The 14,835-nt window shown below is 59.6% G+C and carries 17 protein-coding genes; 3 read left to right on the top strand and 14 right to left on the bottom strand.

The features are described 5' to 3' along the window. Nucleotides 1-47 precede the first annotated feature (47 nt). Nucleotides 48-710 carry a hypothetical protein gene (locus tag P2W41_RS09935; RefSeq protein ID WP_404933040.1) on the bottom strand — a complete coding sequence of 221 codons (663 nt, stop codon included), beginning with the start codon at nt 708-710 and terminating at the stop codon, nt 48-50. Nucleotides 711-866: 156 nt separating this feature from the next. On the opposite strand from P2W41_RS09935, the gene P2W41_RS09930 reads away from it, so the two are divergent. From P2W41_RS09930 to P2W41_RS09920, 3 genes are all read left to right on the top strand, one after another. Further along, nucleotides 867-1,136: a DUF4212 domain-containing protein gene (locus P2W41_RS09930; RefSeq protein ID WP_292895741.1), complete on the top strand. Its 270-nt coding sequence runs from the start codon at nt 867-869 to the stop codon at nt 1,134-1,136. Between the two features lie 12 nt (nt 1,137-1,148). Continuing rightward, a complete protein-coding gene (locus P2W41_RS09925; protein WP_404933039.1) occupies nt 1,149-2,960 on the top strand; it encodes a sodium:solute symporter family protein in 1,812 nt (603 codons plus the stop codon). 78 nt (nt 2,961-3,038) lie between these two features. Continuing rightward, nucleotides 3,039-3,386, top strand: a complete 348-nt coding sequence (locus P2W41_RS09920; protein WP_404933038.1) for a hypothetical protein — start codon at nt 3,039-3,041, stop codon at nt 3,384-3,386. 27 nt (nt 3,387-3,413) lie between these two features. On the opposite strand, the gene P2W41_RS09915 is transcribed toward P2W41_RS09920, so the two are convergent. From P2W41_RS09915 to rplO, 13 genes are all read right to left on the bottom strand, one after another. Then, nucleotides 3,414-4,205 (bottom strand): ATP12 family chaperone protein, encoded by a 792-nt coding sequence (locus P2W41_RS09915; RefSeq protein WP_292895744.1) that lies wholly within the window; start codon nt 4,203-4,205, stop codon nt 3,414-3,416. A 32-nt stretch (nt 4,206-4,237) separates the two neighbouring features. Beyond that, entirely contained in the window at nt 4,238-5,164 is a 927-nt protein-coding gene (locus P2W41_RS09910; protein ID WP_404933037.1) for a DMT family transporter, read from the bottom strand. Then, nucleotides 5,161-6,147, bottom strand: a complete 987-nt coding sequence (locus tag P2W41_RS09905; RefSeq protein WP_292895746.1) for an RluA family pseudouridine synthase — start codon at nt 6,145-6,147, stop codon at nt 5,161-5,163. Before P2W41_RS09905 ends, P2W41_RS09910 begins: the two co-directional genes overlap by 4 nt. A 27-nt stretch (nt 6,148-6,174) precedes the next feature. After that, complete coding sequence (gene crcB / locus P2W41_RS09900; RefSeq protein ID WP_292895747.1) at nt 6,175-6,552, bottom strand: fluoride efflux transporter CrcB; 378 nt, start codon at nt 6,550-6,552, stop codon at nt 6,175-6,177. A 46-nt stretch (nt 6,553-6,598) separates the two neighbouring features. After that, a complete protein-coding gene (locus P2W41_RS09895) occupies nt 6,599-7,912 on the bottom strand; it encodes a replication-associated recombination protein A (RefSeq protein WP_292895748.1) in 1,314 nt (437 codons plus the stop codon). 23 nt (nt 7,913-7,935) lie between these two features. Further along, nucleotides 7,936-9,429, bottom strand: a complete 1,494-nt coding sequence (locus P2W41_RS09890) for a DegQ family serine endoprotease (RefSeq protein WP_404933036.1) — start codon at nt 9,427-9,429, stop codon at nt 7,936-7,938. Between the two features lie 179 nt (nt 9,430-9,608). Beyond that, entirely contained in the window at nt 9,609-10,040 is a 432-nt protein-coding gene (gene rplQ / locus P2W41_RS09885) for a 50S ribosomal protein L17 (protein ID WP_292895750.1), read from the bottom strand. Between the two features lie 50 nt (nt 10,041-10,090). Then, nucleotides 10,091-11,101 (bottom strand): DNA-directed RNA polymerase subunit alpha, encoded by a 1,011-nt coding sequence (locus tag P2W41_RS09880; protein WP_229446824.1) that lies wholly within the window; start codon nt 11,099-11,101, stop codon nt 10,091-10,093. A 95-nt stretch (nt 11,102-11,196) separates the two neighbouring features. Then, entirely contained in the window at nt 11,197-11,586 is a 390-nt protein-coding gene (gene rpsK, locus P2W41_RS09875; RefSeq protein ID WP_007009537.1) for a 30S ribosomal protein S11, read from the bottom strand. A gap of 135 nt (nt 11,587-11,721) precedes the next feature. Beyond that, on the bottom strand, nt 11,722-12,090 hold the full coding sequence (gene rpsM, locus P2W41_RS09870) for a 30S ribosomal protein S13 (protein ID WP_292900164.1): 369 nt from the start codon (nt 12,088-12,090) through the stop codon (nt 11,722-11,724). Between the two features lie 199 nt (nt 12,091-12,289). Further along, complete coding sequence (locus tag P2W41_RS09865) at nt 12,290-12,874, bottom strand: adenylate kinase (protein WP_292895751.1); 585 nt, start codon at nt 12,872-12,874, stop codon at nt 12,290-12,292. Beyond that, nucleotides 12,871-14,211, bottom strand: a complete 1,341-nt coding sequence (secY, locus tag P2W41_RS09860; protein WP_229446823.1) for a preprotein translocase subunit SecY — start codon at nt 14,209-14,211, stop codon at nt 12,871-12,873. The genes P2W41_RS09865 and secY overlap by 4 nt, the downstream gene beginning before the upstream one ends. A 134-nt stretch (nt 14,212-14,345) precedes the next feature. Then, a complete protein-coding gene (rplO, locus tag P2W41_RS09855; RefSeq protein ID WP_292895752.1) occupies nt 14,346-14,822 on the bottom strand; it encodes a 50S ribosomal protein L15 in 477 nt (158 codons plus the stop codon). Nucleotides 14,823-14,835: the final 13 nt, after the last annotated feature.

The raw sequence follows: 14,835 nt of genomic DNA, 5'->3' as shown, positions 1-14,835 counted from the left end.
TCCCAAGGCGATTGCAGGGCTCCGTCCACGGACGGAGCCCTTTTTCTTCAACCGTTTTCCTGCTGGTTCATCCAGCCCCGGGCCAGAGCGGGCAGATCGGCACGCTCACGAAAGGCGCGCGTCACTTCGCCAAACGCGAAGCGGATCGAGTTCTCCACGATTTCCCTGTCATGACGTTTCAGTTGATCGGCGATCGGCGCCCAACGGAAAAGCGCCTGAGGGCTCTCGGTGAAAGCCCCTCCATCGACGGCGACATTCTGCCAGTGGGTATCGGCGATGCGCTTTTCAAATGTTTTGCGCCATTCATCCACCGTTTCCGACTGGGGAAGTGCCTCCCGGTTGTGGGCGAGCCCCTGTGTATGGCAGTGGCGGGCAAGCGCGGACGCATCTTCCCGCTCCAACGCACCGCTGGAAGCAACCTTCGCGACGGTGTGAAGCGTGAGATCGGAGAGGCAGGCCGCGAAGACATGAAGTTTGGCCACGTTGATGGACTGGACGAAGACATCATCCTCGAACATCGACGGATAGCGCGTACCCATGCGCGCCTTCAGATAGCCGTAGAGCTTTTTCTGAGCGACAAACGAGGAACGCGTGGCAATGAAGGTGCAAAGCGCGTCCACCGTATCAATCGGCGCGTGGTCCCGTTTGAGCGTCAGTCTTGCCGCCGCTTCACGCAGAAACGCTACCCCCCTGGTCCACGCAATCCCCATAAGACATATCCTCCTGTCATACGACCAATGTCTCGATTTTCATTGCTCAGAAGATGCCCAATGCTTGAGACATGCCATTGTGATTCCTAATCCATAGAACCGCAATGGCGGCAGTTAACGACTTTCGTCGCTGACGTTTTTAGGGAGGAGGACACCATGTCCGCTAATGACGCAGGTGATGTGAGGGATCGTTACTGGGCCAAAACCAGGAACCTGACTATCGTGGTTCTGGCCTTGTGGGCTTTCTTCTCACTTGTCGTTCCAGCAATGGTTTCGACACTCAACGAATTCACATTTCTTGGCTTCCCCTTCGGCTTCTACATGATCGCCCAGGGTTCGCTGATCGCCTTCGTCGTCATCATCTGGGTGCAGAACTGGCGCCAGGATGCCATCGACGACGAGTTCGGCTTCGGCGAAGAAGAATAGGGAGGAACCGGCATGGCTTTGATTCAGGGACGGTTCATCGATAATATCGGCCGGGTGTATGCGATATACACCGGTGGGTTCCTTGCCTTCATCCTGTTGATGGCGGTTCTGGAACAATTAGGCGTGGGGGCCGACACGATCGGCATCCTGTTCGTCGCCTTCACCATCGCGATCTACGCCCTTATCGGGTGGCTTTCGCGCACCATGGAAGTGGACGCCTATTATGTAGCCGGGCGGCAGGTTCCCGCCGTTTATAACGGCATGGCGACCGCGGCCGACTGGATGTCTGGCGCATCGTTTGTCGCCCTTGCCGGCGGCGTCTATTTCGGCGGTTACGGCTATATGGCCTTCATCGTCGGCTGGACCGGTGGCTATGTTCTCGTCAACTCGCTGATGGCGCCTTATCTGCGCAAGTTCGGCTGCTACACGGTCCCGGACTTTATCGGCACCCGATATGGCGGCAATCTTGCGCGCCTGTGCGCCGTGATCGTTCTGGTCGTGGCATCCTTCACCTATGTGACGGCACAGATCAACGCAACCGGCACCATCGCCGCGCGCGCGCTTCACATTCCATTCTCTTATGGTGTCTGGTTCGGCCTTCTGGGCATCCTGTTATGTTCCATGCTCGGTGGCATGCGCGCCGTCACGTGGACGCAGGTGGCGCAGTACATCGTGCTGATCATTGCCTATCTGGTTCCGGTGATCTGGATGTCGAATGCCCAGGGATTCGGTCTCATCCCGCATTTCACCTATGGCGAAGCGGCAGCAAACATGGCGAATTTCGAGGCCCAGTACGGCCTGAACCCGCCAGCCGAAGCCATACCCGGCCTCTCAGTGCTCACAACCCCGCATACCGGCCCGGTGGGTGACTATGCAGAATGGAAGTTCATCACACTCGCGCTGTGCATGATGTGCGGAACGGCTTCCCTGCCCCACATTCTGATGCGCTATTTCACAACCCCGACCGTGCGGTCGGCGCGCAAATCCGTGGCATGGTCGCTGCTGTTCATTTTCCTTCTGTACTTTACGGCACCGGCACTGGCGACACTCACCAAACTGCAGCTTCTTGATCCGAACCTGCCAACTGCCATCATCGGCAAGCCATTTGAAGAGGTGGCGTCGCTGGCATGGATTCAGAACTGGTCAAGTGTGGGCTTCCTTGCGATTGCCGACCAGAACGCTGACGGCATATTGCAGCTCAACGAGTTCTTCATGCGGCCTGACATCGTTGTGCTTGCGACACCAGAGATCGCGGGGCTTCCCTATGTGATTTCCGGCCTGGTGGCAGCCGGCGGCATGGCAGCAGCCATGTCAACCGCCGACGGTCTGCTTCTGGCGATCGCCAACGCGCTCAGCCACGATCTCTATTACAAGATGATCGATCCGAAAGCGGATACGGCGGTTCGGCTCATCGTTGCCCGCATCCTGCTCGTCGGCATCGGTGCCCTGGGCGCCCTGATCGCTTCGCTGCAGCTAACGGGCATCCTTGGTGCCGTGGCCTGGGCATTCTGCTTTGCCTGTTCCGGCCTTTTCTTCCCGCTCGCCCTCGGTGTGTGGTGGAAACGGGCGAACAGGCCTGGCGCGGTCGCCGGGATGGCCGCGGGCTTCATCGCAGGCAGCCTTTACCTCTATTATGTCTACACTGGCGGAACGCCCTGGTTCGGTCTCGACCATCTGCGCTTCGGCATAGTCGGCATGGCGGTGAGCCTGGTTGCCATGGTTGTGGTAACGCTGCTCACACCAGCACCGGATGAAGAAATCCAGCGCATGGTGGAAGAAACCCGTGTGCCGACAGGCCCGGCTATCCTTTCGGACAAGCACTGACCACGTTATGGTCGCATATCGGGGGCGGGATAACCCGCCCCCGAATCGTGTCCTGGGAGAGACTTGATGCAGGAAAGCATGGCTGCATTTCCAATCTGGGTATTGGTACTGGACTACGTATTGGGCGTCGTCATGTGGACGCTGATCGGGCGTGCTGCCATGGGCATTTTCCTGCCCGAAGACTCCAGCTTTTTCTTCATGCGCTTTTTCGTGCGCGTTACCAATCCGATACTGAAGCTGTTTCGGCCCATCACGCCGGGTTTCCTGCTGGAACCGCTGGTGCCAGTCTACGTCGCCTGGTTCTTCTTCATGATCCGGTTTTATTTGATGCCCTGGCTGCTTGGATACTCGGTCATGGGCATGCTCTCGTTCCCACTGGAAAGCGAAATCGCCGGCGTCATCTATCAGATGTTTGGGGGACGGTAGCCCCTGGCGAGAGCCCTGCTACCCGCATCAATCGAGCGCGGCCAGAAGCTTTGCGGCGGCCATCATGTCCCGTTCGCGAAAGGCGCGGCGCTGTGCAGCCTCGCCATCCTCTCCCCACATCGAGATGTTCCAGTCTTCGTCCACATGGGCGGCCTTCCACGCGGCCCGGGGGTCGAGTGCGCCGGCATCAACCGCAAGTGCCAGCAGCGCCGATCCCATCAAAGTGGTCATCACGTGCAGAGCGGCAAGCCGGAAGGGCTCGTTTTTCTGGCGTAGATAGGCGCTGACAGCGGCAACTGCCTCTCGGGGTTGCTCCACATGGATCACCCCCTCCGCCAGCACGAAATGCGCGCCGATATGTTCCTGAGCCCAGTCCAGAACCGGATCCCAGGCCTCTGCCTGCAATGCCACCAGTCGCTCCGGAGAAGCTGCACGGTAACAGACAAGATCGCCTGTGCTGTAGCGCAGAACATCCTCCAATACAGCCTGGCTGTGAACGGCAACGCCGTCTATCGCCGTGTTGACGAGCCGCGTCACAGGCATCGTTGCCGGGTCGATATGCTCACCCTGCGCCTCGTATTCCGCAGCCACCAGCAGCGCTGTCGCCTCGTTGGGCAGAAGAACAGCGCCTGCCCCCGGGGTTCGGACTGTCTTGCCGTCGAGCCGAACCGCAAAACCACCCACCTCCTCGGCATTTACCGACACTTCCTTGTAGAACCGTCTGGGTAATGGTTTGCGAATGGTGCTCTGGGCTCGGCGGATCGGGTCGAGCTCCGCCGGGGTTTTTCCACTTTCAAGATCGTTCAAAAGGTCACGCATGGGCCTACATATAGTGTGTGTTTGTCTTTTCGCTATGCGGGTACGACGCGACGGCGCGGCCGATTGACCACGGTCAGTCCAAGCGCGATCAGACAGAGAGCCAGAAGGATTTTGATGGTCAGGGGTTCGCCCAAAAGGAGGCCGCCCGACATAACGCCAAAGACAGGCGTCAGGAATGCGAAACTGGAGAGCCCCGATGCCGGGTAACGACGCATCAGCCAGAACCAGACCAGATAGGTGAAGGAGACAACGAACACCGCCTGAAAAACCAGCGCGCCGGTTGCCAGAGCGCTTACCTCACGCAAAAGCGCCCCACCGAAAGGGATGAACGGAATAGTGACAACGGCAGAGACGGACAGCTGATAGAGCAGTGTCTTTTCCGCTCCCGCATTGGACAGGCTGGACTGCTTGATAACGACAATCGTTGCAGCCCATGCAATGCCTGCGACAAGACACAGAACATCGCCAAAGAGCGCATCGGGTCCCGGCAGGCTGAGACTGTCCGAGAAGACAAGCACGACGCCTGCAAAGGCAAGAAGAAGCCCGCCAACTTTCAGCGCCGACATCTTTTCGCCTAGGAAGAAGTGGCCGCCAAGCAGCACCCAGAACGGCATGGTGTTGAGCATCAGGGCTCCGCGAGCCGCTGATGTATAATCGAGGCCGAAGAAGACGAGGATGAATTCAAATCCGAACAGAAGGCCCGCCAGAACTCCGGGCCACAGAGTTCCGTCGCGCTCGAACAGGCGAATGCCACGATAGCGGCACCACAGAAAGACGAGCAGTGTGGCCACGGCTGACCGCAGAAACATGGACAACATCGGGTTGAAACCGATATTGGCCAGCTTGATGGCAACCTGATTGACGCCCCATGTCAGGGTCAGACCGAGCATGATGATGGTGGCGAACGCGTCAATTGCATCGTGGCGGCCGGAAGTCGAACCGGGAGAGAGGGCCGTCATGTGCCCTCCTCTGCGGATGCTTCATCAAACCCGAGAAGGTTCCAGCTCTGGCGCATATGGGGAGACAGCGGCGCCGTCACATCGATCTTGCCACCACCAGGGTTCGGAATGATGATGCGGCGCGCATGCAGATGCAGGCGCTTCTGGATGCCGCCGGGAAACTCCCAGTTCTGGTCCGCCTCAAAATATTTGGGATCACCGATGATCGGGCACCCGATATGAGCTGCGTGAACACGAAGCTGGTGCGTGCGGCCCGTATAGGGTTCCATCTCCAGCCAAGAGAGCTCAGACCCCGCACGCTCCACCACACGATAGTTCGAGACCGCGTGATCGGAATCCGGTTCGCCATGTTTGACCACACGCATGCGGTCTCCCTCCGGCGTCTGCTCCTTTGCAAGCCAGGTAGAGATGCGCGCCTCATCCCTGTTGGGTACACCCTTCACGAGTGCCCAATAGGTCTTTTTTGTATCGCGAGCGCGAAAAGCTTCGGCGAGCCGCATGGCCGCCTGGCGGGTACGCGCCACCACAAGCACGCCCGACGTGTCACGGTCGAGGCGATGCACCAGGCGCGGCTTCTCGCCCTTCTTGTTGCGGAGCGCTTCCAGCATGCCATCCACGTGGCGGTTCACGCCCGAACCACCCTGAACGGCAAGGCCGGCCGGCTTGTTGAACACAAAAACCTTGGGGTCTTCGTAAAGCAGCATCTGTGAAAGCGCTTCGGCATCGCCGGTATTGCGCAGGCTGTGGGCGGTGGCCTGTCCATCGCCCTTGCGGTCCACATCGAGAGGAGGCACGCGCACCACCTGCCCTGGCTCAAGACGGGTATCGGCCTTGGCGCGGCTGCCACTCACGCGGATCTGGCCGGAGCGCAGGAGCTTTTGCAAATGGCCGAAACCGAGGCCTGGGAAATGCGTCTTGAACCAACGGTCAAGCCGCATACCACCTTCGTCCCTGTCCACTTCGATCTGCTGTACGCCAGCCATTTCACCTATCCATTAAAAATCATCGCCTCAGGCGAAATGCCGAACCAGATAAAGCCCCGCGAACAGTGCGGCTATGGCGCCGCAGACGCTCAAGAGCACATAAGATGCGGCCAGAAACCCCTCGCCCCGTTCCCATAAAACGGCAACATCGAGCGAAAAGGCCGAAAACGTCGTGAACCCACCGAGCAGCCCTGTCGCCATGAACAGTCGCAATTCCGGCGAAGCGCCTGCCCGTCGTGCAAGCCACTCGACGAACACCCCCATCACGAACGAGCCGACCAGATTGACCGTCAGCGTTCCCCAGGGAAAGGCAGCCCCAAGCAACCGCATGGCAGCAAGGCCGGTCAGATGTCTCAGGCTGGCACCGATTGCCCCGCCGGCAGCAACGATCAGCAGATGGTTCATGTCGCCCTTTTCGCAGAAGTTGCGCAAAAATCAACAAGCGTTGACATCACGGCTCTCCCCGCTCCTTGCGCAGCCGCGCCCAATAGTCCAGCCGCTTGCGAACCTCCCGTTCGAAACCGCGCTCCGGCGGGTCGTAATAGCGCCTGCGCCCCATCTCTTCGGGAAAGTAGTTTTGCCCGGAGAACGCATCCGGCTGATCGTGATCATATGCATAACCGGCCCCGTAACCGGTCTCTTTCATGAGTTTGGTCGGCGCGTTGAGGATGTGCTTCGGTGGAAGCAGAGACCCATTGGCCTTCGCATCGGCAAAGGCCTGCTTGAAAGCGGTGTAGACGCCATTCGATTTCGGTGCCGTCGCCAGATAGACACACGCTTGCGCCAGAGCGAGCTCGCCCTCCGGCGATCCGAGATACTCGTAGGCGTCCTTGGCCGCGTTGGCGATGACAAGAGCCTGCGGGTCGGCAAGACCGATGTCTTCCACAGCCATGCGCACCAGCCTGCGGCCGATATAAAGCGGCGTCTCGCCCGCATCGAACATGCGGCAAAGATAATAGAGCGCGGCGTCGGGATCGGATCCGCGCACGGATTTGTGCAGGGCGGAAATCAGATTGTAGTGCCCATCCTGCCCCTTGTCGTAGACGGGCGCACGGCGCTGGGCGACACGCTGCAGCCCCTCCGCATCGAATACCTCGCCTTCACGAGCGGCACGCCACACTTCCTCGGCAAGCGTCAGCGAAGCACGTCCGTCACCATCGGCCATGCGTACCAAAACCGCCCGCGCTTCTTCATCCAGTGGCAGAGGTTTTTCTTCCAGCGCTTCAGCGCGTTCGAGCAGGCGCGAGAGGCTCTCGGACCCAAGTGTGTTGAAATTCAGCACACGCGCCCGCGACAAGAGAGCGGCGTTGAGCTCAAAAGACGGGTTTTCCGTCGTCGCTCCGACGAGCACGACAGTGCCATCCTCCATCACCGGCAAAAAGGAATCCTGCTGCGAGCGATTGAAGCGATGGATTTCGTCGACGAACAAAAGCGTCTGCCGCCCCTGACTTCGCCTGAGACGGGCCGCCTCGAACACCTTCTTCAAGTCGGCAACGCCTGAGAAGATCGCCGAGATCTGCTCGAAGGCCAGATCCGTTTCACCCGCCAGAAGGCGCGCGACGGTGGTCTTGCCGGTACCCGGTGGGCCCCAGAAGATGAGTGATCCCAACGAGCGGCTTGCGATCATCCGGGTGAGAACCCCGTCGGGGCCTGTCAGGTGCTCCTGCCCCACCACCTCTTCGAGCTTTTGTGGACGCAGGCGATCAGCCAGCGGGCGGCTGACGCGCAAGCCGCTTTCATCGGGATTGGAAAAGAGATCACTCATCGGTTATTCATCGAACAGGCAGATCAGAAGCGCAGGCGCTGACGCAGTATGCGCCCGTCCCGCTCAACGGCAAAGGCCCAGCGGCGGCTTGTATCGCCCGCGACGACCCGCATCGTCTCCACATCCTCAATGTCGATACCATTGACTTCACGGATAATATCGCCCGGGCGCAAACCTACGCTGGCCGCGGGTGAACGCCGGTCGACCTCCAGAACGACGACCCCCTTCTTGTTCAGGGGCAGTTTCAGACGCTGGGCGAGACGCGGTTCGAGGGTGGCGACCGCCGCTCCGGCAAATGGCCCCCGCCCTTCAAGCGTGATAGGCGTCGGTCCATCGCCATCGGACAGGCGCTCGAGCTCGAAGCCCAGTTCCAGCGTCTGCCCGTCGCGCAAAACGCCAATAACACCTTCTTCCTCGAGCGGATGCGTGACGAGGCGATACTCAAGCGCATCGGGATGTTGAATATCAGCGCCATCCATGGCGACCACCACGTCGCCGGGACGCAGACCGGCGCGCTCGGCAGGACTGTCCGGTGCCACTTCACGGACCAGTGCGCCAACGGGACGATCCATGCCAAGCGCCTCGGCAATCTGCGCCGTTACCGGATCGAAGGACGCACCGAAGAAGGGCCGCTCAAAGGTCTCCGCACCAGAAAGAGCTGCGTTCACCACCGCTCGCACCATGTTGGCAGGAATTGCAAAACCGATGCCGATGGAACCGCCGCTGCGGCTGACAATGGCCGTATTGATGCCGATAACCTGGCCGCGCATGTCGATCAGTGCACCGCCGGAATTGCCGGGGTTGATGGCCGCATCGGTCTGGATGAAGAAACCGAAATCGGACACGCCCACATGACTGCGCGCGAGCGCTGAAACGATGCCGCTGGTTGTTGTCTGGCCGACACCGAAGGGATTGCCGATGGCAAGCACGAGGTCACCCACTTCCAGACGGTCGGAATCCCCCAATCCAACGGCCGGAAAGGCTTCATCGCCGGAAATCTTCAGGACCGCGAGATCGAGCGCCTTGTCCTTCAGCAGGATCTCGCTTTCAAACTCCCGCCCGTCAGCAAGCGCAACTTTGACCTCATCGGCATCGCTGATGACGTGATTGTTGGTCACGATCACGCCGCTCGGGTCGACAAGCACGCCGGAGCCGAGGGAAGAACGCACCCGCGGCGGCATCTGCGGACGGCCAAAAAACTGTTCGAAGAATGGATCGCCCATGAAAGGCGAACGCACCTGAACGGTGGAAGAAGCGTAGACGTTCACCACGGCAGGCGAAGTTTCCTTGACCAGCGGCGCGAAGGACAACTGAATATCGGCCCGTCCGAACGGAACCCGGCGCTCTGTCCCCCCATCCCGTGGGATAGCGAGCTCGTTGCGCGCATCCCCACTTAACAGATCGGACAGAAATCCGCGCAGGGTCCCCCCCTCATCCTGCTGCGCCTGAACCGAGCCCGTTAAAACGGTCCCGGCAAAAGACGCCAAAAGAACGACGCTTAGGAAAACAGAACGCATCCGCATATGCCTGGCCTCTATCCGATTCTCGAAAATGCAAATGATTGAGCACTGACGCAAAAAGCTTTTCTCAGAGCATTGTGCACATTGAAAGGCTCTGCCCTAGGAAGAACAGAAACTGCGCAACAAAAAAGGGGCCACGGAGCCCCTTTTTCAAGAACGTTCAAGGCAAGCCGGAATTACGCGGCTTCCGCCTCTTCGTTGCCGCCCTCGGCTTCAACACGCGCACGGTCTGCAGCGCCCTTCGCCTCGACATCGCGGTCGACGAACTCGATGACAGCCATCGGTGCATTGTCGCCATGGCGGAAGCCCGCCTTCATGATGCGGGTGTAGCCGCCGTTGCGCTCAGCGTAGCGCGGAGCAAGCGTGTCGAACAGGCGCTTGACCAGGCTTTCGTCGCGAATGGCCGAAATGGCCTGCCGACGGGCGTGCAGGTCGCCGCGCTTGCCGAGCGTCACCAGCTTCTCCACGATCGGGCGAAGTTCTTTCGCCTTGGGCAGAGTGGTGACGATCTGTTCATGTTCGATCAGTGAAGCCGCCATGTTGGCAAAAAGCGCCTTGCGGTGGCTTGCCGTCCTGTTCAGCTTGCGGCCGGATTTTCCGTGACGCATGGCCTTTCTCCTTCAATCCCCGTCGCCCGAACCTTGCGGGCTTTGCGGGCCTAGTATTGGTCTTCGTAGCGCTTGGCGAGTTCTTCGATGTTTTCCGGCGGCCAGTCCTCGACATCCATGCCGAGGTGGAGCCCCATCGAAGCCAGCACTTCCTTGATTTCGTTGAGCGACTTGCGGCCGAAATTCGGCGTGCGCAGCATCTCGGCTTCCGTCTTCTGGATCAGGTCGCCGATGTAAACGATGTTGTCGTTCTTCAGGCAGTTTGCAGAGCGAACCGAAAGCTCCAGCTCGTCCACCTTCTTGAGAAGTGCCGGATTGAAGGCAAGCTCGGCCACCTGTTCAGCGGGCTGCTCCTTCTGCGGCTCTTCGAAGTTGACGAACAGCGCAAGCTGGTCCTGCAGGATGCGTGCAGCGAAAGCCACTGCGTCCTCGCCCGTCACCGAACCGTTGGTCTCGATGGTCATGGTAAGCTTGTCATAGTCGAGAACCTGGCCCTCGCGGGTGTTTTCGACCTTGTAGGAGACCTTCTTTACCGGCGAGTAAAGGCTGTCGACCGGGATCAGACCGATGGGCGCATCTTCGGCACGGTTGCGCTCGGCCGGCACATAGCCCTTGCCGTTGTCGACCGTGAATTCCATGCGGATTTCCGCTCCCTCGTCCAGCGTGCACAGCACGTGGTCGGGGTTGAGAACCTCCACATCGCCAACAGTCTGGATATCGCCAGCCGTCACGGTGCCGGGTCCCTGCTTGCGCACAACCATGCGCTTGGGTCCCTCGCCCTCCATCGACAGCGCGATTTCCTTGATGTTCAGGACGATGTCCGTCACATCTTCGCGCACGCCGGGGATCGACGAGAATTCGTGCAGAACACCGTCAATCTGCACGGCGGTCACAGCCGCGCCGCGCAGTGACGAAAGCAGCACGCGCCGCAGCGCATTGCCGAGCGTCAGACCAAAGCCACGCTCAAGAGGCTCAGCCACCAGCGTGGTGACCGTGCGGCCCTTGGACGAAAACTCGACCTTGTTCGGCTTGATAAGCTCTTGCCAGTTCTTCTGGATCATTCCGGGTTCCTTCCGTTACCCCGCCACCATCCATTCGTGACGGGCGCTCTGGAAACCACAGAGGAGCGCCATAACGCTCTTGCGGAAAACTCTGATTAAACGCGGCGCTTCTTGCGTGGACGGCAACCATTGTGCGGGATCGGCGTCACATCGCGAATGGAGGTGATGGTGAAGCCAGCAGCCTGCAGCGCGCGAAGCGCGGACTCGCGACCCGAACCAGGGCCGGAAACCTCGACTTCAAGCGTGCGCATGCCATGTTCGGCAGCCTTGCGCGCGCAATCTTCCGCAGCAACCTGGGCGGCAAACGGCGTCGACTTGCGCGAGCCCTTGAAACCCTGTGCGCCTGCAGACGACCAGGCAATCGCATTGCCCTGCGCATCCGTGATGGTGATCATCGTGTTGTTGAAGCTCGAATTGACATGAGCAACACCCGACGAGATATTCTTGCGTTCACGACGCCGAACGCGTGCGGCTTCCTTAGCCATATTGTTCCTTTCAGTCGATCTCTACACCGCCGTAGCACCAGCGGCTCCACCTGGAGAAGCGAATAGTGGTTAGCGAGTAGCGAGTAGAAACAAGATCGGCTTCTATTCGCTATTCGCTATTCGCTACTCACTCAATTACTTCTTCTTGCCGGCGATTGCCTTGGCGGGGCCCTTGCGGGTGCGCGCATTGGTGTGCGTGCGCTGGCCGCGGACCGGAAGCGAACGACGGTGACGCAGGCCGCGGTAGCAGCCCAGATCCATCAGACGCTTGATGTTCATCGAAACTTCGCGGCGAAGATCACCCTCAACGCGCAGATCGCGGTCGATCGTCTCGCGGATGGCGAGGATCTCGGCATCGGTGAGCTCGCTGACGCGACGCTCAGCCGGAATGTTCACCTGCTTCACGATATCCCCGGCGGTCTTCGGACCGATGCCGTGGATGTACTGAAGCGCAATCACGACGCGCTTGTTAGTCGGAATATTGACGCCTGCAATACGGGCCATCTTCTTCTCCATGTGAGCCGGTCTCCCGGCGCTTCGTTTACCCGCGTCCGGTGGAGGCCGGCCCTTGCGGGAGATGATTGTTCCTACAAACAAGAAGGCCGAGCCTGATGGCCCGACCAACGATTCGTTCGATCAGGAGACCGAGTGGCATTAATCGATAAACACCACACAGTCAAGCGCTGCCGGAAAAAGCGAAGGTTCAAAGCGAAGCGAGAACCTGCTCGATCTCCACTGTCACCTCGTCGATCGACTTCATTCCATCGACCCGCCGCAGGAAACCCTTGGCATGGTAATAGCCGATGAGCGCTGCAGTCTTCTTGTAATATTCGCGCAATCGCTCGTCGAAGACCGCCGCATTGTCATCCTTGCGCGGTGCCTGACCGGCAGCTATGGCATCCTGCGCGCGCTTTTCGATGCGCCCCACCAAAGCGGCGTCATCGACAACCAGCTCAATCGTCGCGTCAAGCTTGACCTCACGTTCAGCCAGCATCGCCTCAACGGCATCAGCCTGTGCAAGGGTGCGTGGATATCCGTCGAGAATAAAACCGTTCGAGCAATCCGGCTGATCAATTCGCTCCGCCACGATTGCGTTCACGATCTCGTCGGACACCAGCTCCCCGGCATCCATCACCGCTTTCGCGCGTTTGCCAACTTCCGTTCCGGCCGCAACCGCGGCCCGCAACATGTCACCTGTGGAGAGTTGCGGAACGCCGTGCTTCTCGACCAGCCGCTGGGCCTGCGTGCCCTTACCCGCTCCCGGCGGTCCAAGAAGTATAAGCCTCATCGTCCCCTCTTACCCCCACGCAATTTGGATTTCTTGATCAGCCCTTCGTACTGATGGGCAATGAGATGTCCCTGCATCTGGGCAACCGTGTCGAGCGTAACGCTCACCACGATCAGAAGCGACGTGCCGCCAAGATAGAAGGGAACGCCGGTAGCCGAAATCAGGAACTCAGGCAGAAGGCAGATCAAGACAAGATAAATGGCACCGATAACGGTGATACGCGTCAACACATAGTCGATATATTCAGCCGTGCGCTCACCGGGGCGATAGCCCGGAATGAAGCCCGAATGCTTCTTCAACTGATCGGCTGTGTCCTTTGGATTGAACACGATGGCCGTGTAAAAGAACGCGAAGAAAGCAATGAGCGCAGCATAGAGGAACATGAACAGCGGCTGACCGTGACCGAGCGAGGCCAGCATGGTAGATGCCCAGCCAGGGAGCTGTGTCGTATCGGAAAAACCGGCGACAGTCGCAGGCAGCAGGAGCAGCGACGACGCGAAGATCGGCGGGATAACGCCAGCGGTGTTGAGCTTTAGCGGCAGGTGTGAGGTATCGCCCTGGAACATGCGGTTGCCGACCTGGCGCTTGGGGTACTGGATCAGCAAGCGGCGCTGGGCGCGTTCGAAAAACACGATCACGGCAATGACCGCCACAACCAGAACGATGATCGCAAGGATCAGGCCGGTCGACAGAGCGCCGGTGCGACCAAGCTCAAGCGTACCGCCAATGGCCGAAGGCAGACCAGCGACAATACCGGAGAAAATGATGAGCGAGATGCCGTTGCCGATGCCACGAGCGGTGATCTGCTCGCCAAGCCACATCAGGAACATGGTGCCGCCAACCAGCGTGATGACGGCCGAAATACGGAAGAACCAGCCCGGATCGGCAACAATGTTCGCGCCGCCCTCCAGCCCCACGGCGATGCCATAAGCCTGAACTGTCGCAAGAATGACAGTGCCATAACGGGTATACTGGTTGATGACCTTGCGGCCCTGCTCGCCTTCCTTCTTGAGCTGTTCAAGCGACGGAACGACCGACGTCATGAGCTGCATGATGATGGAGGCGGAAATGTAAGGCATGATGCCGAGGGCGAAAATCGCCATACGCTCTACCGCGCCGCCGGCAAACATGTTGAACATGCCCAGCACGCCGCCAGACTGCTGCTGGAAGGCCTGAGCAAAAGCATCAGGATTGATGCCCGGCATCGGGATGTAGGTACCAAGTCGGTACACCAGCAACGCGCCGAGCGTGAACCAGATGCGCTTCTTGAGATCCTCGGCCTTCGCGAAGGCCGCGAAATTGAGATTGGACGCAAGCTGTTCCGCTGCCGATGCCATGAAGTATTCTCCGCTTCGTCGTGCCCCTCGCAGATATCCGAATCGACACGGGCGCACGTTGTCGAAAACCCGAAATAGGGTCTGACAGGCATAGATGCAAGCGGCGGACAATCGCCCGCCGCTTGTGGATCAGATTACTCGGCCTTGGCCGCTGCTTCGAGCAGCTTGACCGTTCCGCCGGCCTTCTCGATCTTTTCGACGGCGGCTTTGGAGGCGCCGGCAACTTCGAGCGTAACCTTTGTCTTCAGTTCACCGTCGCTGAGGACGCGAACACCATCCTTCGCGCGGCGAAGAACACCGGCAGCCACAAGCGCAGCCACATCGATGACGGCTTTGCCGTCAAGCTTCTTGGCGTCGATCGCGGCCTGGATGCGGCCAAGCGACACTTCATTGAAGTCGTTGCCGAAGATGTTCTTGAAGCCGCGCTTGGGCAGGCGCCGATAGAGCGGCATCTGACCACCCTCGAAGCCGTTGATTGACACGCCTGAGCGTGACTTCTGGCCCTTTACGCCGCGACCACCGGTCTTGCCGGTACCCGAACCGATGCCACGCCCTACGCGCTTGCGCGACTTGGTGGCGCCTTCTTTATCCCTGAGTTCATTCAGTTTCATAATATCGCTCCTG

The organism is Nitratireductor sp. L15S-10, assembly GCF_045011005.1.
GTDB lineage: Bacteria > Pseudomonadota > Alphaproteobacteria > Rhizobiales > Rhizobiaceae > Nitratireductor.
The sequence above is the reverse complement of the archived record's forward strand: the minus strand, read 5'-3'. Positions and strand labels throughout refer to the sequence as shown.